20 protein-coding genes are annotated in these 18,295 nt (G+C 73.1%); 13 read left to right on the forward strand and 7 right to left on the reverse strand.

The window, feature by feature from the left end:
- The first annotated feature begins 137 nt into the window (after positions 1-137).
- The 4 genes from ACZ4M3_RS03060 (at position 138) to ACZ4M3_RS03075 (ending at position 3,732) form a co-directional block, all read left to right on the forward strand.
- The gene (locus tag ACZ4M3_RS03060) at positions 138-878 is read left to right on the forward strand and encodes a HemK2/MTQ2 family protein methyltransferase (protein ID WP_467729597.1); all 741 of its coding nucleotides are present in this window, start codon (positions 138-140) and stop codon (positions 876-878) included.
- Positions 875-1,888, forward strand: a complete 1,014-nt coding sequence (locus tag ACZ4M3_RS03065; RefSeq protein WP_467729599.1) for an iron-containing redox enzyme family protein — start codon at positions 875-877, stop codon at positions 1,886-1,888. Before ACZ4M3_RS03060 ends, ACZ4M3_RS03065 begins: the two co-directional genes overlap by 4 nt.
- A 64-nt stretch (positions 1,889-1,952) precedes the next feature.
- Entirely contained in the window at positions 1,953-2,795 is an 843-nt protein-coding gene (locus ACZ4M3_RS03070; RefSeq protein WP_467729601.1) for a class II glutamine amidotransferase, read from the forward strand.
- 394 nt (positions 2,796-3,189) lie between these two features.
- The gene (locus tag ACZ4M3_RS03075) at positions 3,190-3,732 is read left to right on the forward strand and encodes a cysteine hydrolase family protein (RefSeq protein ID WP_467729603.1); all 543 of its coding nucleotides are present in this window, start codon (positions 3,190-3,192) and stop codon (positions 3,730-3,732) included.
- A 9-nt stretch (positions 3,733-3,741) separates the two neighbouring features.
- On the opposite strand, the gene ACZ4M3_RS03080 is transcribed toward ACZ4M3_RS03075, so the two are convergent.
- A complete protein-coding gene (locus tag ACZ4M3_RS03080) occupies positions 3,742-4,260 on the reverse strand; it encodes a DUF1360 domain-containing protein (RefSeq protein ID WP_467729604.1) in 519 nt (172 codons plus the stop codon).
- A gap of 200 nt (positions 4,261-4,460) precedes the next feature.
- Between ACZ4M3_RS03080 and qcrB the strand changes: the two genes are divergently transcribed.
- Entirely contained in the window at positions 4,461-6,119 is a 1,659-nt protein-coding gene (qcrB, locus tag ACZ4M3_RS03085; protein ID WP_467729606.1) for a cytochrome bc1 complex cytochrome b subunit, read from the forward strand.
- A 7-nt stretch (positions 6,120-6,126) separates the two neighbouring features.
- On the opposite strand, the gene ctaF (ACZ4M3_RS03090) is transcribed toward qcrB, so the two are convergent.
- Genes ctaF (ACZ4M3_RS03090) through ctaD form a run of 3 tightly spaced genes read right to left on the reverse strand, consistent with a single transcriptional unit; the run spans position 6,127 to position 8,178 of the window.
- Entirely contained in the window at positions 6,127-6,315 is a 189-nt protein-coding gene (gene ctaF / locus ACZ4M3_RS03090) for an aa3-type cytochrome oxidase subunit IV (protein WP_467729608.1), read from the reverse strand.
- Entirely contained in the window at positions 6,255-6,515 is a 261-nt protein-coding gene (gene ctaF / locus ACZ4M3_RS03095; protein ID WP_467729610.1) for an aa3-type cytochrome oxidase subunit IV, read from the reverse strand. The genes ctaF (ACZ4M3_RS03090) and ctaF (ACZ4M3_RS03095) overlap by 61 nt, the downstream gene beginning before the upstream one ends.
- Entirely contained in the window at positions 6,505-8,178 is a 1,674-nt protein-coding gene (gene ctaD / locus ACZ4M3_RS03100; protein ID WP_467729612.1) for an aa3-type cytochrome oxidase subunit I, read from the reverse strand. The genes ctaF (ACZ4M3_RS03095) and ctaD overlap by 11 nt, the downstream gene beginning before the upstream one ends.
- A gap of 183 nt (positions 8,179-8,361) precedes the next feature.
- On the opposite strand from ctaD, the gene ACZ4M3_RS03105 reads away from it, so the two are divergent.
- Positions 8,362-9,846, forward strand: a complete 1,485-nt coding sequence (locus ACZ4M3_RS03105; RefSeq protein ID WP_467729614.1) for an MFS transporter — start codon at positions 8,362-8,364, stop codon at positions 9,844-9,846.
- A gap of 663 nt (positions 9,847-10,509) precedes the next feature.
- Here ACZ4M3_RS03105 and ACZ4M3_RS03110 read toward each other — a convergent pair.
- On the reverse strand, positions 10,510-11,049 hold the full coding sequence (locus ACZ4M3_RS03110; RefSeq protein ID WP_467729616.1) for a DUF6328 family protein: 540 nt from the start codon (positions 11,047-11,049) through the stop codon (positions 10,510-10,512).
- 81 nt (positions 11,050-11,130) lie between these two features.
- Positions 11,131-11,304, reverse strand: a complete 174-nt coding sequence (locus ACZ4M3_RS03115; RefSeq protein WP_453357364.1) for a CsbD family protein — start codon at positions 11,302-11,304, stop codon at positions 11,131-11,133.
- A gap of 114 nt (positions 11,305-11,418) precedes the next feature.
- Here ACZ4M3_RS03115 and ACZ4M3_RS03120 point away from each other — a divergent pair, with 114 nt between their 5' ends.
- On the forward strand, positions 11,419-12,516 hold the full coding sequence (locus tag ACZ4M3_RS03120; protein WP_467729618.1) for a carboxylate-amine ligase: 1,098 nt from the start codon (positions 11,419-11,421) through the stop codon (positions 12,514-12,516).
- A 68-nt stretch (positions 12,517-12,584) separates the two neighbouring features.
- Here ACZ4M3_RS03120 and ACZ4M3_RS03125 read toward each other — a convergent pair whose 3' ends face one another.
- Positions 12,585-12,977 (reverse strand): DUF5997 family protein, encoded by a 393-nt coding sequence (locus ACZ4M3_RS03125; protein WP_467729620.1) that lies wholly within the window; start codon positions 12,975-12,977, stop codon positions 12,585-12,587.
- 57 nt (positions 12,978-13,034) lie between these two features.
- Between ACZ4M3_RS03125 and ACZ4M3_RS03130 the strand changes: the two genes are divergently transcribed.
- The 6 genes from ACZ4M3_RS03130 to ACZ4M3_RS03155 all read left to right on the forward strand — a co-directional run bounded on the left by ACZ4M3_RS03130 (position 13,035) and on the right by ACZ4M3_RS03155 (position 18,282).
- Positions 13,035-13,808, forward strand: a complete 774-nt coding sequence (locus ACZ4M3_RS03130; protein WP_467729622.1) for a LysR substrate-binding domain-containing protein — start codon at positions 13,035-13,037, stop codon at positions 13,806-13,808.
- A gap of 41 nt (positions 13,809-13,849) precedes the next feature.
- The gene (locus ACZ4M3_RS03135; protein ID WP_467729624.1) at positions 13,850-14,476 is read left to right on the forward strand and encodes an alpha-ketoglutarate-dependent dioxygenase AlkB; all 627 of its coding nucleotides are present in this window, start codon (positions 13,850-13,852) and stop codon (positions 14,474-14,476) included.
- 91 nt (positions 14,477-14,567) lie between these two features.
- Entirely contained in the window at positions 14,568-15,521 is a 954-nt protein-coding gene (locus ACZ4M3_RS03140; protein WP_467729626.1) for a tellurite resistance/C4-dicarboxylate transporter family protein, read from the forward strand.
- A gap of 32 nt (positions 15,522-15,553) precedes the next feature.
- On the forward strand, positions 15,554-15,988 hold the full coding sequence (locus ACZ4M3_RS03145) for a VOC family protein (protein ID WP_467729627.1): 435 nt from the start codon (positions 15,554-15,556) through the stop codon (positions 15,986-15,988).
- Positions 15,989-16,100: 112 nt separating this feature from the next.
- A complete protein-coding gene (locus ACZ4M3_RS03150) occupies positions 16,101-17,309 on the forward strand; it encodes an RNA ligase (protein ID WP_467729629.1) in 1,209 nt (402 codons plus the stop codon).
- 4 nt (positions 17,310-17,313) lie between these two features.
- Positions 17,314-18,282, forward strand: coding sequence for a phosphatase domain-containing protein (locus ACZ4M3_RS03155; RefSeq protein ID WP_467729630.1), 969 nt, complete (start codon positions 17,314-17,316; stop codon positions 18,280-18,282).
- The last annotated feature ends 13 nt before the right edge of the window (positions 18,283-18,295 follow it).

Below are 18,295 nucleotides of genomic sequence, written 5' to 3' on the forward strand. Positions count from 1 at the left end.
GGTCTTCCCTCCGTCAACGAAGTGGACTGCTCTCTTCCGCGCCTCCCCACCTCGCGCCGCCGCACACCTGGCCGGTACGTGTGGTGCGCCCGGGACGGGGTAGCCGCCCGTTGACCGACCGACAACGGAGGTGCTGGATGTCGCTGAGCCTCGGATTCCCACGGGCGCGCCACGAATTCGCCCGCCTGTGGACCCTTCCCGGGGTCTACGCCCCCCAAGAGGACACCTGCCTCCTCGCCGAAGCCGTGCGGGGCGAGGTCGCACCGGGCATGGACGTACTGGACGTGGGCACCGGCAGTGGCGCACTCGCCCTCTACGCGGCCCGCCGGGGGGCCCGGGTGACCGCGGTGGACATCTCCTGGCGCGCGGCGCTGACCGTACGGCTCAACGCCCTGCGCATGCGCCAGCCGGTCACCGTCCGGCGGGGCAGCGTGGCGGCCGCGCGGGCCCTCGGCCCCTTCGACCTGGTCGTCAGCAACCCGCCCTACGTACCCGCCCCCGACCCGCGGCTGCCCACCCGGGGACCCGCCCGCGCCTGGGACGCGGGCCACGACGGGCGCGAGATCGTCGACCGGCTCTGCGCCACCGCCCCGGGCCTCCTCAAACCGCACGGCACCCTGCTGATCGTGCACTCGGCCCTGTGCGGCACCGACACGACGCTCCGCCGGCTGACCGCCGCCGGGATGCGGGCGGAGGTCGTGGACCGGGCCCGCATCCCCTTCGGCCCGGTGCTGCGCTCCCGGCTGCCCTGGCTGCGCGAGCGGGGCCTGCTGGGGCCGCAGGAGGACACGGAGGAACTGGTCGTCATCCGGGCCGTCGCGCCCGGCACCCCCGCACCCCGCGCCCCCCACCGGCCCCTGAGGAGGATCCACCCGTGACGGCGAGCACCACCCGCCCCCGCACGTCCACCGCCCCCCGGCTCCCGTCGCCCCGCGGACCCCTCTCGGCCGCGGTGGCCGCGTCCCTGCGCGACCCGGCCGGCCCGCTCCCGGACCCGGCCGCAGCCGACGCCGCCGACCCGTACGGTGACGACCTGCAGCTGGCCCTTTACCTGCTCTACGAGCTGCACTACCGGGGCTTCGAGGCAGTGGACGACACCCGCGAGTGGGACCCGCCGCTGCTGGCCCTGCGCCGCGCGCTGGAACAGCGCTTCCTCACCGCGCTGCGCGCCGACGCGCCCGCCGGCCGCACCGTCGACCAGGCCTTCGGCGAGCTGCTGCTGGAGCCCGTCGACCACTCCGGCAGCGTCAGCGGCTACCTGGAGCACGACGGTGACCTCGGGCAGGTGCGCGAGTACGCCGCCCTGCGCTCCCTGTACCACCTCAAGGAGGCCGACCCCCACCTGTGGGTCGTCCCGCGGCTGCGCGGGCGGGCGAAGGCCGCCATGGTCGCCATCGAGTACGACGAGTTCGGCGCCGGGCACGCCGACCGGGTGCACGCCGAGCTCTTCGCCCGTCTGATGGCGGACCTGGGCCTGAACACCGACTACGGCCACTACCTCGACGCCGCCCCCGCCGAGGCCCTCGCGATCGTCAACATGATGTCCCTCTTCGGCCTGCACCGGGCGCTGCGCGGAGCGCTCGTGGGCCATTTCGGCTGTGTCGAGGTCACTTCCTCGCCCGGCTCGCGCCGACTGGCGGCTGCGATGCGCCGGCTGGACGCCGGGCCCGCCGCCGAGCACTTCTACGCCGAGCACGTCGAGGCCGACGCCGTCCACGAGCAGCTCGTGCGCCGCGAGGTCATCGCCGGCCTGCTGGAGGACGAGCCCGGCCTGGAGGGCGACATCGCCTTCGGCGCCGACGCCACCGTCCTGCTGGAGGACCGCCTGGGGGCCCTGGTCCTGGACCGGTGGCGGCGGGGCGCGAGCGCGCTGCGGACCCCCCTGTGACCGCCGGGCCCGCCGCCGCCCACCGCGTTAGGCTCGAACCATGTGCTGAAAGGGGTACCCGCCGATGTGCCGCTGGCTCGCGTACTCGGGATCGCCGGTCCTGCTCGACACCGTCCTCTACCGTCCCGAGCACTCACTGATCAACCAGAGCCTGCACGCCCGCATGGGCGTCGAGACGACCAACGGCGACGGCTTCGGCATCGGCTGGTACAGCGAGCACGGCGACGGCACCCCGGCGGTGTTCCGCGACATCGGACCGGCCTGGAACGACCGGAACCTGCGCGAGCTGGCGGCCCACGTCAGCTCGCGGCTCTTCTTCGCCCACGTCCGCGCCTCCACCGGTTCCGCCATTCAGCAGACCAACTGCCATCCCTTCCGGCACGGCCGGTGGCTGTGGATGCACAACGGGGCGATCACGGACTTCCACCGGCTCCAGCGGGACCTGTGCATGGCCGTCGACCCGGCGCTCTTCTCCTCCATCGAGGGCTCCACGGACTCCGAGGTCATGTTCTACCTGGCCGTCACCTTCGGCCTCGACCAGGACGTGCCGGGCGCCGTGGCCCGGATGGCCGGCCTCGTCGAACGCCTCGGCAAGGAGCACGGGGTCGACGACCCGCTCCAGATGACGGTGGCCGTCAGCGACGGCAAGAAGGTCTGGGCGTTCCGCTACTCCAGCCAGGGCCGGTCCCGTTCGCTGTTCTACAGCAGCAGGGCCGACACCGTACGCGAGCTCTACCCGGAGCTGCCCTACCTGCGGAAGGTCTCCGACGACACCCGCCTGGTGGTCTCCGAACCGCTCGGTGACCTGCCCGGCGTGTGGAACGAACTCCCCGAGGCGAGTTACGTCGTCCTCCCGACGGGCGACGAGGAGGAGGAGTACCTCCCCTTCATCCCCGAGCCCCCCTGACCGCGCCGCCGGGCGGTACGGCCAGCCTTACCGCCGATCCGAGCAGCAGGGCGTGGACGAAGGCGGCGCGGGCGCATCGGCACGGCTCCCGGCGCATGACGGCGGCCAGCAGCCCCGTGCCGCCGACCATGGTGACCGGTAGTGGCGCGAACAGCGGCGGGCCCGTCGTCTCTATCCGGGACCTTCACCCCGTGGACTCCGTTCGCAACCGTTGCGCCCCCGGCCAGGGGGCCGGGGGCGCGCTGCGCGCCCTGTTTCGCGGCTAACCCGCCACGGGTGGGACACCCCCCCGGGCGGGGGGTGCGGCCGGGGCATCGGGGGCGGCGGGACGGGTAGCAGCCAGGGACCGGAGGGGCGTCCGCGAACCGTCGGCGCAGGTACGGGAGGTCAGGACATGGCAGGAAGCGCACTCGTCGTCATCGACATGATCAACCGGTACGAGCACGCCGACGCGGAACTGCTGCTGCCCTCCGCCCGCCGGGCCGTGCCCCGCATCCGGCTCCTCCTGGAGCGCGCCAGACGCGCCGGCACCCCGGTCGTCTACGTCAACGACAACTTCGGCCAGTGGCGCTCCCATCACGGAGAGATCCTGGAGAGCGCCCTCGACGGCCCGCACGCCGACCTGGTGAAGCCGCTGCTGCCCGACGAGGACTCCCTCTTCGTGCTCAAGGCCCGCCACTCGATCTTCTTCGAGACGCCGCTGGCCTACCTGCTGGGGCAACTGGACGTCGACCACCTGGTGCTGTGCGGGCAGGCGACCGAACAGTGCGTGCTCTACTCCGCGCTGGACGCCCACATCCGCCACCTGGACGTCACCGTCGTACGGGACGCGCTGGCGCACCTGCACCTGGATCTCGCCGAGGCGGCCCTGCGGATGATGGAGACCAACATGTCCGCCCGCATCCGGTCCGCCGACGCCCCCGACCTGCCGCTCTGAGCGGGGCCGTCACCCGCCCTGGAGCCGGGCCCGGCAGAGCTGGAGCAGGTCCGCCCCCGTCAGCGCCGCCAGCGAGCCGACCGCGAACCGGGTGGGGCCGGGCGCGAACACGTACCCGGCGCCGAACCCCGTGCCCACCCACAGGCTCAGGCAGAACGGGCAGGTCAACAGCTCACCGACGGCGTGCCGGCCCCCCGACCCCCGGACGTCCTCCACCAGCTCGGCCGGCCCCGAGGTGCCCTTGTAGCGGGCGAAGGGCGCCCGCAGCGGGCTGGTGACGGGATCCTTGGCGAGCGTGTGCGACACCCAGTGCGTGGCGCCGCAGAGCAGCAGCACGTCGTACGGGGACAGCCGGGGCACCGGCCTGCGCCCGGCCCGGGCGGCCGCCACGAGCCCCGCGACGCCCGCGCCGTACACCCCCATGACCGCGAGGTACCCCTTGAGCGGCCGCTCCTCGTCGCCCGCGTAGGCCCGCTCCTCGCGGTCCGCGCGGCGCCGGGCACCGCTCACTGCTCGGGTGAGGTCCATGGAAGACTCCAGACTCCTGCGTGGCCGGACGTGGTGTCCGTCGGCGCCTACCCGGACCGGGCCCGCACACGCCCCCGCCCCGGCCGGCGTGCCTGACCAGGTGACTGCCGGTCCCCGCACGGGCGCGCCGACCGGTCCCGGGCGGCGGGCGCGGCACAGTGGCCCCTGACGCCGACCATGCGGACAGGAGGTGCACCCGGGTGCTGGGGTCACGGCGCAGGACTCGGCCGCGGGACCGGGCCCGCCGCGCGGCGGTGCGCGGCGCCCACCGGGCCGACGCCCGGCTGCCCCTGGGGGAACTGGCGCGCGGGACACTGCGCAAGGTGTTCCCCGACCACTGGTCGTTCCTGCTCGGGGAACTCGCCCTGTACAGCTTCCTCGTCCTGCTGCTGACCGGCGTGTACCTCACCTTCTTCTTCGAGCCGTCGATGACCGAGAGCGCCTACCGGGGCTCCTTCGCGCCCCTGTACGGGGTACGGATGTCCCGGGCCTACCTCTCCACCCTCCGGATCAGCTTCGACGTGCGCGGCGGACTGCTGATCCGCCAGACCCACCACTGGGCGGCGATCCTCTTCCTCTCCGCGATCGGCGCCCACATGCTGCGCGTGTTCCTCACCGGCGCCTTCCGCCGCCCGCGCGAGGCCAACTGGACCGTCGGGGTGACCCTGTTCCTGCTCTCCCTGCTGGAAGGCTTCTGCGGCTACTCGCTCCCCGACGACCTGCTCTCCGGCACCGGACTGCGCATCGCCCAGGGCATCGTGCTCTCCGTCCCGGTGGCCGGCACGTACCTGGGCACGTTCGTCTTCGGCGGCCAGTTCCCGGGCCACGACCTCGTACCGCGGCTCTACCCGGTCCACATCCTGCTGGTCCCCGGCCTGCTGCTGGGCCTGATCACCCTGCACCTCCTGCTGGTCGTCACCCTCAAGCACACCCAGTGGCCCGGCCCCGGCAGGACCGGCCGCAACGTCGTCGGACTGCCCTTCTTCCCCCAGTACCTCGCCAAGTCCGGCGGCCTCTTCTTCATCGTCTTCGGCCTGCTCGCGGCCCTCGGCGCGCTGGCGCAGGTCAACCCCGTCTGGGCGTACGGCCCCTACCGCCCCGACTTCGTCTCCACGGGCTCCCAGCCCGACTGGTACGTCGGGTTCCTGGAGGGAGCGCTGCGCCTGATGCCCGGCGTCGAGACCCGGCTGTGGGGGCACACCGTGTCATGGAACCCGCTGCTGACCGGGGTGGTCCTGCCCGGACTGCTCTTCGCCGTCCTGTACGCCTACCCCTACTTCGAGCGCTGGGTCACCGGCCCGACGGGCGAGCGGCACCTGTGCGACCGGCCCCGCAACCGGCCCGTCCGGACCGGGCTCGGGGTGGCGGCCCTCTCCTGTTACGCGGTACTGCTCCTCGCGGGCGGCCAGGACGTCATCGCGTTCGTCTTCGACGTCCCCGTGTCCGGCGTGACCTGGCTGCTGCGCGCCGGCTTCTTCGCCGTGCCGGCGGGCGCGTTCTGGCTGACCAAGCGCCTCTGCCTGGCCCTGCAGGCCCGCGACCGGGACCTGCTGACCGAGGGCGCGGAGACCGGCCTGGTGCGGCAGGGCCCGGAAGGCGGCTTCCACCCGGAGCACGCCGCCCTGCCGCGCTCGGTCCGCCGCGCCGTACTCGTACGGGACCTGCCCCGGCCCCTGGAGCCCGCCGGCCCGGTCTCCGGCGGCGCGGCGCGGCGGCTGGCGCGGCGCACGCGGACGGCGCTCAGCGCCTGGTACTACCGCGACCGGATCCGCTTCCCGGAAACCGCCGAGCAGCGCCACCTGATCGCGGCGGCCCTCGCCGGCCCGGACCAGGAGCCGCTGCCCCCGCGGGACGGCTGACCGGCGCCTACTCCGGGTGGTCCAGCTCCTGGAAGGCGAACCCGAGCACCCCCGGCAGCAGCACGCCGAAGCCGATCAGGCACAGCCACAGGCCCTCGACCACGCCGAGTCCGATCAGCGCGCTGCCCGCGGCCGTCAGGACCGGGGCGAAACTGCGGGCGGGGAAGTAGAGCCGGCGCCCGGCGGTGTCCAGCACCTCGGCCGTCCCGCGGTCCTCCGGACGTTCGCCGCCCGCGCCCGCTGGCGCCACAGGAAGGCGGCGACCAGGGCCGACATCACGAAGGACACGCACAGCGCGGCGCGTCCCGCCGGGTCGGGGGAGAACCAGCCGTAGACGGCGGTGGTCACCGCGAAGAACGCGGCCGTACCGGTGAAGAGCCAGGCCTCACCCTTCACGGGGCACCTCCGGGTGGTGCAGGTCGAAGGCGGGGGACTCCGAGCGGATCCGGGGCAGCGCGTGGAAGTTGTGCCGCGGCGGCGGACACCCGGTCGCCCATTCCAGCGAACGCCCCCAGCCCCACGGATCGTCCACCCCGACCGGCGTGCCGTGACGCCGCGTCCGCCACACGTTGTAGAGGAACGGCAGCGTGGACAGGCCCAGCAGGAAGGCCCCGGCGCTGGAGAGCGAGTTGAGCAGGGTGAAACCGTCACTCGCGAGGTAGTCCGCGTACCGGCGCGGCATGCCCGCCTCGCCCAGCCAGTGCTGGACCAGGAACGTGGTCTGGAACCCGGTGAACAGGGTCCAGAAATGGATCTTGCCGAGCCGCTCGTCCAGCATCAGCCCGGTGAACTTGGGCCACCAGAAGTAGAAGCCGGCGAAGGTGGCGAAGACGATCGTCCCGAAGAGCACGTAGTGCAGGTGCGCGACGACGAAATAGCTGTCCGTCAGGTGGAAGTCCAGCGGCGGCGAGGCGACCAGCACCCCCGACAGACCGCCGAGCAGGAAGGTGACGAGGAAGCCGATGGACCACAGCATCGGGGTCTCGAAGGACAGCGACCCGTGCCACATCGTCCCGATCCAGTTGAAGAACTTCACGCCCGTCGGGACGGCGATCAGGAAGGACAGCAGGGAGAAGAACGGCAGCAGCACCGCGCCGGTCGCGAACATGTGGTGCGCCCACACCGTCGCCGACAGCGCCGTGATGGCGATGGTGGCCCCGATCAGGGCCCGGTAGCCGAACATCGGCTTCCTGCTGAACACCGGGATGATCTCGCTGATCACCCCGAAGAACGGCAGGGCCACGATGTAGACCTCCGGATGCCCGAAGAACCAGAAGAGGTGCTGCCAGAGCAGGGAGCCCCCGTTCGCCGGGTCGAAGACGTGGGCGCCGAACTTCCGGTCGGCCTCCAGGGCCAGCAGCGTCGCGGTCAGCACGGGGAAGGCCAGGAGCGCCAGGATCGAGGTGAACAGCACGTTCCAGGTGAAGATCGGCATCCGGAACAGCGTCATCCCCGGCGCCCGCAGGCACACGATGGTCGCGATGAAGTTCACCGACCCGAGGATCGTGCTCAACCCGGCCACCGCCAGCCCCATGACCCACAGGTCCGGCCCGGTGCCGGGGGAGTGGGAGGGGCCGTTCAGCGGCGCGTACGCGAACCAGCCGAAGGCGGCCGGGCCGTCCGCCGTCAGGAACCCGCCCAGCACCATCAGGCCGCCGAACAGGTACACCCAGTAGGTGAAGGCGTTCATCCGGGGGAAGGCCACGTCGGGCGAGCCGATTTGCAACGGCATCAGCGCGTTGGCGAAGCCGGTGAAGGTCGGCGTCGCGAACAGCAGCATCATGATCGTGCCGTGGATGGTGAACGCTTCGTTGTACTGCTGGTTCGACAGGAACTGCACGCCCGGGCGGGCGAGTTCGGCACGCATCGCCATCGCCAGCAGACCCGCGAAGAGGAAGAACCCGAACGCCGTGACGAGGTAGAGGCTGCCGATCACCTTGTGGTCGGTGGTCGACAGCCAGCGCAGCACGGTCGTGCCGTGACGGGTCCGCTGCTCGGTGCCGGCTGACGGCCGGTCGTCCGGGGGTGCCGCATCCGGTGCGTGGTCCACCGACGTCATCCGTCCTCCAGGGGCCTCGCGGCACCGGGGACCCGCGGCCCCCGTGCCGTACGTCTGCCCTACAGGCCGACGGGCCGTCAGGACCGGCGGCGCGCCCGGAGCGGCGGCCCGTGTCGCCCGAGCAGGCTGCCGGCCACCTTTACGGCGGGTTTACGGCCGGACGCGCAGGGCAGACGCCGGGGCATGGCTGATCTTGTGGAACAGGGGACCGTGACCACGAAGGTCCCCGCGCGGCTGGACCGGCTCCCCTGGTCCCGATGGCACTGGATGATCGTGATCGGACTGGGAACCGTATGGATCCTGGACGGTCTGGAAGTCACCATCGTCGGCAACATCGCCAGCCGGCTCTCCGAGCAGGGCAGCGGGCTCGACATCACGGACGCCCAAGTCACCGGCACGGCCGCCGCCCTGTACGTGGCCGGCGCCTGCGCCGGGGCGCTGGTCTTCGGGCGGCTGACCGACCTCTTCGGGCGCAAGCGGCTCTTCCTCGTCACGCTCGCCCTCTACCTGGCGGCGACCGCCCTGACCGCGCTGTCCTTCTCCGCCTGGTGGTTCTTCGTCTTCCGGTTCCTCACCGGATTCGGCATCGGCGGCGAGTACGCGGCGATCAACTCCGCGATCGACGAGCTGATCCCCAGCAAGTACCGGGGCCGCGTCGACCTCATCATCAACGGCAGCTTCTGGCTCGGCGCGGTCGCCGGGGCCCTGCTGTCCGTCCTCGCCCTCGACACCGACCTCTTCCCGGCCTGGCTGGGCTGGCGGCTGACCTTCGCCCTGGGCGTGGTCCTGGGCCTGGTGATCCTCCTGGTGCGCCGGCACGTACCCGAGAGCCCGCGCTGGATGTTCATCCACGGCAAGGCGGCCGAGGCCGAGGACCTCGTCACCGAGGTCGAACAGCGCGTGGAGGAGGAGAAGGGCCGGCCCCTGCCGGAGCCCGGCGACGCCATCACCGTCACCCAGCGGCGCAGCACCGGCTTCGGCGAGATCGCCAAGACGGTCTTCCGGGACTATCCCCGCCGGGCCGTCCTCGGACTGTCGCTCTTCATCGGGCAGGCCTTCCTGTACAACGCGATCACCTTCGGGTTCGGCAGCATCCTGGTCCGGTTCTTCGACGTCCCGTCCGGCCACACCGGCTACTACTTCGCCGTCATCGCCTTCGGCAACTTCCTCGGACCGCTGCTGCTGGGCCGGCTCTTCGACACCGCCGGACGCCGCCCGATGATCGCCGGTACGTACATCCTCTCGGGGCTGCTGCTCTTCGGGACGGCGTGGCTCTTCGGCGCGGGCCGGCTGAGCGCGGTCACCATGACCGCCTGCTGGTGCGTGGTGCTGTTCTTCGCCTCCGCGGGCGCCAGCTCGGCCTACCTGACCGTCAGCGAGATCTTCCCGATGGAGACCAGGGCGATGGCCATCGCCTTCTTCTACGCCGTCGGCACGGCGGCCGGCGGCATCTCGGGCCCGCTGCTCTTCGCCCAGCTGACCTCCAGCGGAGTGGTGAGCGACGCGGTGATCGCCTTCTGCGTGGGGGCCTCCCTGATGGTGGCGGCCGGGGTGGTGGCGGTCTTCTTCGCCGTCGCCGCCGAGGGCCGCTCGCTGGAGCAGATCGCCACCCCGCTCTCGGCCCGGGCCGCCCGGCCAACCCCGGCCGCCCGCCCCGCGGGCGGCTGAACCCCGTACCCCGCCCGGACCCGGCCCCCAGAAGCCGTACGGCCCCGGGGGCCCAGGGCGTGTTTCGAAACTCCCGCCTGCCCCGCGACGCCCGGCACGCGTGCTCGTCCCCCAGCTACCGCTGGGAGGTGCCCCCAGCGTCGTCGGGCTCGCCCGCGTACGCGCGGTACGAGGGCGACCCTCCGCCTTGCGGTCGCACGCACCGGACGCCGCGGGGCCCGCCCTCCGGGCGGCCGGCGCTACTTTCGAAACACGCCCTGGTCGCGTACGAAACCATGCGGAAACCGCCCGGACCGGGTCTACTCGGAACGTCGGAACCACAGCGGGAAGTGGATTGGAGACCGGGTCCCCGGGCAGGCGGAGGGACGCGTCGACCGCACCGGGCGACGCGCGCACGAGACGGAAAGCCGAGGTGAACCGCATGGACCGGGCCACGGAGCCACTACGGACCGGCCGGGAGCCACAGGTCCGGGAGCCGGCCGCCCAGCGGCCGGATACACCGGGCCACGACCCGAAGACCCCCCAGCCCGAAGGCCCGGGCCCCACCCCGGGCCCCGGCGCGGTCCCGCGCGACCCGCGGCCCGCCGAGCCCGGGCAGCCGCCCGAGCCCGGACCCGCGGCGCCGTCGCCCGCCGAAGAGCCCCCGGCGCAGGAGCCACCCGACTAGTCGCGCTGCGTGGTGTGCCGTTGGCGCACCCACATCGGGAGTGCGAACCAGCACAGCAAGTACCAGCACAGCACCCCCGACACCAGCCACGGAACGAGCGCGTCGTGCGTCGCCACCCGCAGGATGAGGAGCAGGGCCGTGCACAAGGTCATCAGGAGCAGCACGATGCCCGTCATCGTCAGCCGCGAGGCCCAGGTGACCGCCTGCGGCTTGATGCGGCGGCGGAAGACGATGCGGTGGAAGGCCACGGGCCCGATCAGGGCCCCCGTGGCCAGCGAGCCGAGGATGACGGTGACCAGGTAGATCGTCCGGTCCGGCTGGGCGAGTCGCTGGAAGACGGGGGTGAAGGCCACGGTCAGGAGGAAGCCGAAGAGGATCTGCACACCCGTCTGGGCCACGCGGATCTCCTGCACCAATTCGCCCCACTGGCGGTCCGCGCGCTGTTCGGGGCTCTCGTGGCGCCCGTCGTCCCGGCGGGCGCCACGGGGGTCCCGCGCACCGCGGTCGGCCTCGCCCCCGGCGTCAATGGTCGACATGGGTCCTCCTCGGGGAACGGAAGGTGCCCCCCGGCGCCGCGCGGGCGCTCGGGAGGCACGGGAAGAGCTGGAGGAAAGGAGTCAGTCCTTGAGGGTGTCCTTGATCTTCTCCTTGGCCTGCCGGGCATCGCCCTTGGCCTGCTCGGCGCGGCCCTCCGCGGTCAGCCGTTCGTTTCCGACGGCCCGTCCCGCGGCTTCCTTGACCTTGCCCTTGGCCTGCTCGCCCTTGGACTTCGCCTTCTCGTCACCAGCCATGGTTCTCACTCCATCCGAAAGGGAAACGCGGACCTTGAAGCGTCTGACCACGAACGGCCGCCGCAAACCCGGAGAGGCGGAATTCCTGCCGCGGTCCATGGGTGGCCGACGCACATGATCACCGTCGGGGTCGAGGAAGAGTACGTCCTGCTGGACCCGCACACCCACCTGCCGATGCCGCTCGTGGAGGAGGTGCGCGCCGCGGCCGGCCTCGGGTCGTTCGTGGACGAGGGCGAGGTGCAGGACGAGCTCCTCCAAGCCCAGATCGAGGTGGCCACGCCCGTCTGCACGGACCTCGGCGAAGTGGGCGGGCACCTGCTGCGCCTGCGGCACGCGGTGGCGTCCGCGGCGGAGGACAAGGGCTGCCGGGTCGCGATGTCCGCCACCGCGCCGCTCAAGGAGGGCACGCCCCCCGCCGTCACCCAGAAGCCGCGCTACCTGCGGATGCACGAGGAGGCCCGGCGGCTGGTGGACGAGCAGCTGATCTGCGGCATGCACGTCCACGTCGCGGTCCCGAGCCGGGAGATGGGCGTGGCGGTGCTCAACCGGATCCGCGTCTGGCTGCCCACCCTGCTGGCCATGTCGGGGAACTCGCCGCTGTGGGACGGGAAGGACACCGGCTTCGCCAGCTGGCGCACGATCGTCTTCGGACGCTGGCCCGTGAGCGGACCGCCGCCCTTCTTCGACGGCCTCGGGGACTACGAGAAGCGCATCGCGGCGCTCCTGGAGTCGGGGGTCATCGGCGACCGGGGCCAGCTGTACTGGCAGGCCCGGCTGTCGGACCGCTACCCGACGATCGAGGTGCGCTGCCTGGACGTCCAGCTGGAGGCGGACGACGCCGTGCTCTTCACCGGCATCGTGCGGGCGCTCGTCGCCACCGCGATCGCCGAGGAGAACGCGGGAGCCCCGCCGCCGCCCGCCTGCGCGTACGAACTGCTGCAGGCCTCGAACTGGCACGCCGCCCGGCACGGTCTGAACGGCAGCCTCGTGGACCCGCGGGGGCAGCGGCACAGCGCGGGAGACGTGCTGTGCCAGCTGACCGGGTACATCGCGGCCGCCCTGGAGGAGTCCGGTGACCAGCGGGAGGTCGGCGCGCTCGTGCACCGGCTGCTGCGCGAGGGCACCCCGGCCGACCGCCAGCGCCGCGCGCTCGCCGAGGGCGGCATGGCCGCGCTCGTCGACCTGATCACCGCCTCGGTCCCGGCCGGCTGACGGCCCGGACCCCGCACGCGCGACGGGCCCCGGACGCCGGTCCGGGGCCCCTCGCGCACAGCTGGCGGTCAGCTCTCGCGGGCCGCCCGCTCCGCCTGCTTCTCCTTGATCCGGACCGCTTCCTTGCGGACCTCCGCCTGCGTGGCGCGCTCCTTCTGCAGCCACTCCGGCGCCTCGTCCTTGAGCGCGTCGATCTGCTCGGTGGTGAGCGCCTCGGTGACCCCGCCGCGGGCGAGGCCGGCGATCGAGATGCCCAGCTTCGCCGCGACCACGGGCCGGGGGTGCGGGCCGTTGCGTCGCAGCTCCTGCAGCCAGGCGGGCGGATCGGCCTGGAGCGCGTTCAGCTCGGTGCGCGAGACGACACCCTCCTGGAACTCGGCGGGTGTGGCCTCGAGGTACACACCCAGCTTCTTCGCCGCGGTCGCGGGCTTCATGGTCTGGGCGGTCTTGTGCGACGTCATGTCACCAGGGTATCGAGCATGTGCGCTACCTCTGACCACGGCCGGTAATCTGGCCGGGTGACAGGCTCGGAAGTACCTCCCCAGTTCCGGCTCGCCTACGTTCCAGGGGTGACGCCCACCAAATGGGTGCGGATCTGGAACGAGCGGCTGCCCGACGTCCCGCTGACCCTCGTCCCCGTCTCCCCGGCCGAGGCGCCGGGCGTGCTGCGGGCGGGCGGCGCCGACGCGGGCTTCGTCCGGCTGCCGATCGACCGTACGCAGCTCAGTGCGATCCCCCTGTACACCGAGACCACCGTGGTGGTGATCCCGAAGGACCATCTCGTGGCCGCGGTCGAGGAAGTCTCCACCGGGGACCTCGCCGACGAGATCGTGCTCCACCCACTGGACGACACCCTGGAGTGGGAGAGCCTGCCGGGCCGGCCCGCGATCGAGCGCCCCGAAACCACGGCGGACGCCATCGAGCTGGTCGCCGCCGGGGTGGGCGTGCTCGTCGTCCCGCAGTCGCTCGCCCGGCTGCACCACCGCCGGGACCTCACCTACCGGCCGGTCACGGGCGCGCCCGAATCCCGCGTCGCGCTGTCGTGGCCGGAGGAGGAGACCACGGACCTGGTGGAGGAGTTCATCGGGATCGTCCGCGGCCGTACGGTCAACAGCACGCGGGGCCGCAAGCAGAGCCCGGCGCAGACCCCCGCGCAGCCGAAGGGCAAGCGCCCCGACAAGGCGGCCGGCGCGGCCCGCAAGCCGACCCCGGGCAAGAACCCGCGCGGCGGCTCCGGCGGCGCCCGGGGCGCCAAGAACACCGGCCGCGGCAAGCCCCGCCGGGGCCGTTAGTAATTCGAGCAGGTGTTCGGAACCGGGAGTAGGCTGGAGCCATGCACGCGCTCCAGGGGTCCCTCTTCGACCAGACCGACGAGATCCGGCTCGGCCCGCTCTCCGGGCTGCGCCGGACCGACCTGGGGGCCGGCGCCTGGGCCGACCACCTGCCCGGCTGGCTGACCGGCTCCGACGCGCTGTTCGAACGGCTCGCCGCCGATGTGCCCTGGCAGGCCGAACGGCGCCGGATGTACGACCGCGAGGTCGCCGTCCCCCGGCTGCTGTCCTACTACCGGGCCGGGGCGGCGCTGCCGCACCCCGTCCTCGCCGAGGCCCGCACGGCGCTGAGCCGGCACTACGCCGACGAGCTCGGCGAGCCCTTCGTCACCGCCGGACTGTGCCTCTACCGCGACGGCCGCGACAGCGTCGCCTGGCACGGCGACCGCACCGGCCGCTCCGCCACCGAGGACACCATGGTCGCCATCCTCTCCGTGGGCGACCCGCGCGACCTGGCGATCCGCCCCCGCGACGGCGGCCCCACACTGCTGCGCCTGCCGCTGGGCCACGGCGACCTGGTGGTGATGGGCGGCTCCTGCCAGCGCACCATGGAACACGCGGTGCCCAAGTCCACCCGGGCCGTCGGACCCCGCATCAGCATCCAGTTCCGTACCCAGGGCGTCGGCTGACCCCGGGTCGGCCCTCGGCCGGCCCCGAGGACGGCCGGCCGAAAGGCCCGGTCGGCTGGCGGTCCGTCCCCGGCCGGTGTCCGCTGGAGGGGTGAGCCCGCTGCCCGCGCGCCGGTGGTGGACCGGACCGCCGCCCGCCGCCGGCGCCGCCGTGATGGCCTCCGGCATCATCTCCGTCGGCCTGGGCCTGGCCGGCCACGAACCGCTCTCCCTCGCCGCGCTCGCCGTCACGGCCGCGCTGTGGCTGCTCCTCGCCGTCGGCTTCACCGCGCGGCTGACCGGCGACCGGGGCCGCCTGCGGGCCGAGGCGGGCACCCCGCCCGCCCTCACCGCCGTGGCCGCCACCGCCGTACTCGGCGCCCGGCTCTCGCAGCTCGGCTCGCAGGGGGCCGCCGCCGCCCTGCTGGCCCTGGCGGCGGCGCTCTGGCCCGGGCTGCTGTACGCGGTCGTCCGGCACTCCCCCCGGCAACGGCTGCCGGGCGCCGCCTTCCTCGTCTGCGTGGCCACCCAGGCGCTCGCCGTCCTCGCGGCGGAGCTCTCCGCCGCCTGCCACCAGGACTGGCTCGGCCGGGCCGCCCTGGCCCTCTTCGGCCTCGGACTGCTGCTGTACGGGACCGCCCTCGCCCGCTTCGACCTCCGCGAGGTGACGGCGGGCGCCGGCGACCACTGGGTGGCCGGCGGTGCGCTGTCCATCAGCGCCCTCGCGGGAGCGAAGCTCACCGCGTCACCCCTCTGGACGGGCGCCGGGCACACCGTGCTGCGGACGCTCACCCTGGTCCTGCTCTGCTCCTCGCTCGCCTGGTACGCCGTGCTCCTCGCGGCCGAGCTGCGCAGCCCCCGCCCCCGCTACGACGTGCGCCGCTGGTCCACCGTCTTCCCCCTCGGCATGACCGCCACCGCCTGCCTCTCCGCCGCCGGGCCCACCGGCGCCGACTGGCTCCGGCCGGTGGGCGAGGTGCTCCTGTGGGTCGCCGTGGCCGCCTGGGCGCTGACCTTCGCGGCGTTCCTCGGCGCCCGCCTCCGCGAGAACCGGGAAACGACGTAGCGGGGGAGCCGGCTTCCCACTACCGTCCGGGCATGGCGTACACATTCCAGATCACCGTCGACTCGAACGCCCCGCACTCCCTGGCCGACTGGTGGGCCGACGCCCTCGGCTGGGAAGTCGAGCCCAGCGACGAGGAGTTCATCCGCCGCATGATCGTGGAGGGCCAGGCCCACCAGGACGACACCACCCTCCACCGCGGCACGCTCGTCTGGAGGGCGGGAGCCGCCATCCGTCACCCGGAAGGGCTGGAACGGGCGCCCCGGATCCTCTTCCAGTTCGTGCCGGAGACCAAGACCGTCAAGAACCGCGTCCACCTCGACGTCCGCACCGGCGCCGACGACCCGCAGAGCGTGGTGGAGCGCCTCATCGCCAAGGGGGCCACCCGCCTCCACGAAGGCCGCCAGGGCCCCTTCGCCTGGACCACCCTCGCCGACCCGCAGGGCAACGAACTCTGCGTCTCCCACTGACGCCCGGCGCCCGCCGCCGGGCGCCGACCACGTGCCCTGCGACCAGTCATAATTGAGTACCGGGCCGGCCTCCCGCGCATGAGAATGAACCATCTCAAACCGGGAGGACCCCATGAGCCAGGCGTTCCTGACTCTGCATGACCTGCTGCCCGCACAGGAACTGAAGGCGGCGATCGACGCCGGCCACGTGACCCGCAAGGCGCACCCGCAACTGCCGCTGTCGATCTACACCTACACCCGCACGGCCCAGTACGAGCGGGTCTGGAACCAGGTCACCACGCGCTGCCGGGGCCTCGTCGCCGACGACGCCACCGGGCGGATCGTCGCCCTGCCGTTGCCGAAGTTCTTCAACGTGGCCGAGCACGAGTCGGGTCAGCCCTACGCGGCCGCCCTGCCCGACGAGCCGTTCGAGGTGTACGACAAGGTCGACGGCAGCCTCGGGGTCGTGTTCCACTACGCCGGCGCCTGGCGGGTCGCCTCCAAGGGCTCCTTCATCAGCGAGCAGGCGACCTGGGCGCAGCGCCGTCTCGACGGCCGCGACACCACGCACCTCGTCCCGGGCGTCACCTACCTCGCCGAGATCCTGTACCCGCAGAACCGGATCGTCGTGGACTACGGCGACCGCCGCGACCTGGTGCTCCTCGCCGCCTTCGGCGAGGACGGCGCCGAGGTGCCGCTCGCCGAAGCCGCCGGGCACTGGCGGGAGATCGGCTCGGTCGTCACCGTGTGGCCTGCGATGACCCTCGCCCAGCTCCTCGCGCTCACCGAGTCCAACACCCTGCCCGGCGGCGCCCCGGCCACCGGCACCGACGCCGAGGGCTTCGTGCTGCGCTTCGCCTCCGGCGTCCGGGTCAAAGCCAAGATCGCCGAATACGTACGCCTGCACAAGGTGCTCACCGGCGTCACCGAGCGCGACATCTGGCGCGGCCACGGCATCCAGCGCTTCGCCGGTCTGCCCGCCAAGCAACTCGCGCAGGGCCTGGGCTGCAGCGTCGCGGACATCGAGGCCTCGGGCGGCAAGCCGCTCGACGCGCTGCTGGAGCAGGTGCCCGACGAGTTCGACGCCTGGGTGCGCGGGGTCATCGCCGGCCTGGAGGAAGCCGCCGCGGTGCGCGAGCGGGCCATCGACGAGGCCTTCCGGGCGCTGGCCCACCTGGCCGCCGACCGCGGCGCCTTCGCGCGGGCGGTGCGGGCGCTGCCGGACGGCCGGCTGCGTGCCGCGCTGTTCCTGCGGCTGGACGGCAAGCAGACCGAGCTCGTCACCTGGCGGGCCGTACGGCCGGAATCGGCCGATCCCTTCACCACCGACGAGGAGAACTGAACCCGTGTCCGCAGAACCGGCGGCCCCCGCGACCCCCGTAGCCCCCGCTGCCCGCACCCGCCCCGTCGTGCACGTCATGACGGGCCTGCCCGCCTCGGGCAAGACCACCGCCGCCCGGGCGCTCCAGGAAGCGTCCGGCGGCCGGATGCGCCGGGTGAACCTCGACGACCTGCGGGTCATGCTCGACGGCGCCGGCCACGGGCGCGGCCTCTCGTACGCGCACGAACAGACCGCGCTGGACGTCCAGGACGCGGCCGTGCGGGCCGCCGTCGCGGGCGGGTTCGACGTCGTCGTCGACAACACCCACCTCACCCCGCACATCCCCAAGCGCCTCAAGGCCGCGGTCGCCGGGCTCGCCGCCTTCGTCGTCCACGACTTCACGGACGTGCCCGTCGAGGAGTGCGTGCGCCGCGACGCCGCACGGGAGCGGCCGGTGGGCGAGGAGATCATCCGGATCCTGGCCGACAAGCACGCCAAGTCGCGCAAGGGCGGGTGGAAGCTGACCGCCGAGTGGCTGGGCGACGAGCCCCCGGTCGAGCCGTACGTCCCCGACCCCGCGCTGCCCGCCGCGGTGATGTGCGACATCGACGGCACGCTGGCACTGACCGGCGACCGCGGCCCGTACGACTTCACCCGCTGCGGACTGGACCTGCTGAACGAGCCCGTGCGGCGCGCCCTGGACGCCTTCCGGCGCGCGGACGGGGACGTCGTCGTGCTGCTCTCCGGGCGGAGCGAGGAACACCGGCCGCAGACCGAGGAGTGGCTGGAGCGGCACGCGGTCCCGTACGACGAGCTGTGGATGCGGGCGGCCGGCGACCAGCGCCGCGACGACGTGGTGAAGGCGGAGCTGTTCGACGCGCACGTGCGCCACCGGTACGCGGTCCGCGTCTCGCTCGACGACCGGGACCGCGTCGTGGCCGTCTGGCGCCGGATGGGCCTGCCGACCTGGCAGGTCAACTACGGCGACTTCTGAGCCGGTCTGCGAC

This window comes from Streptomyces sp. NPDC026522 (assembly GCF_055567555.1).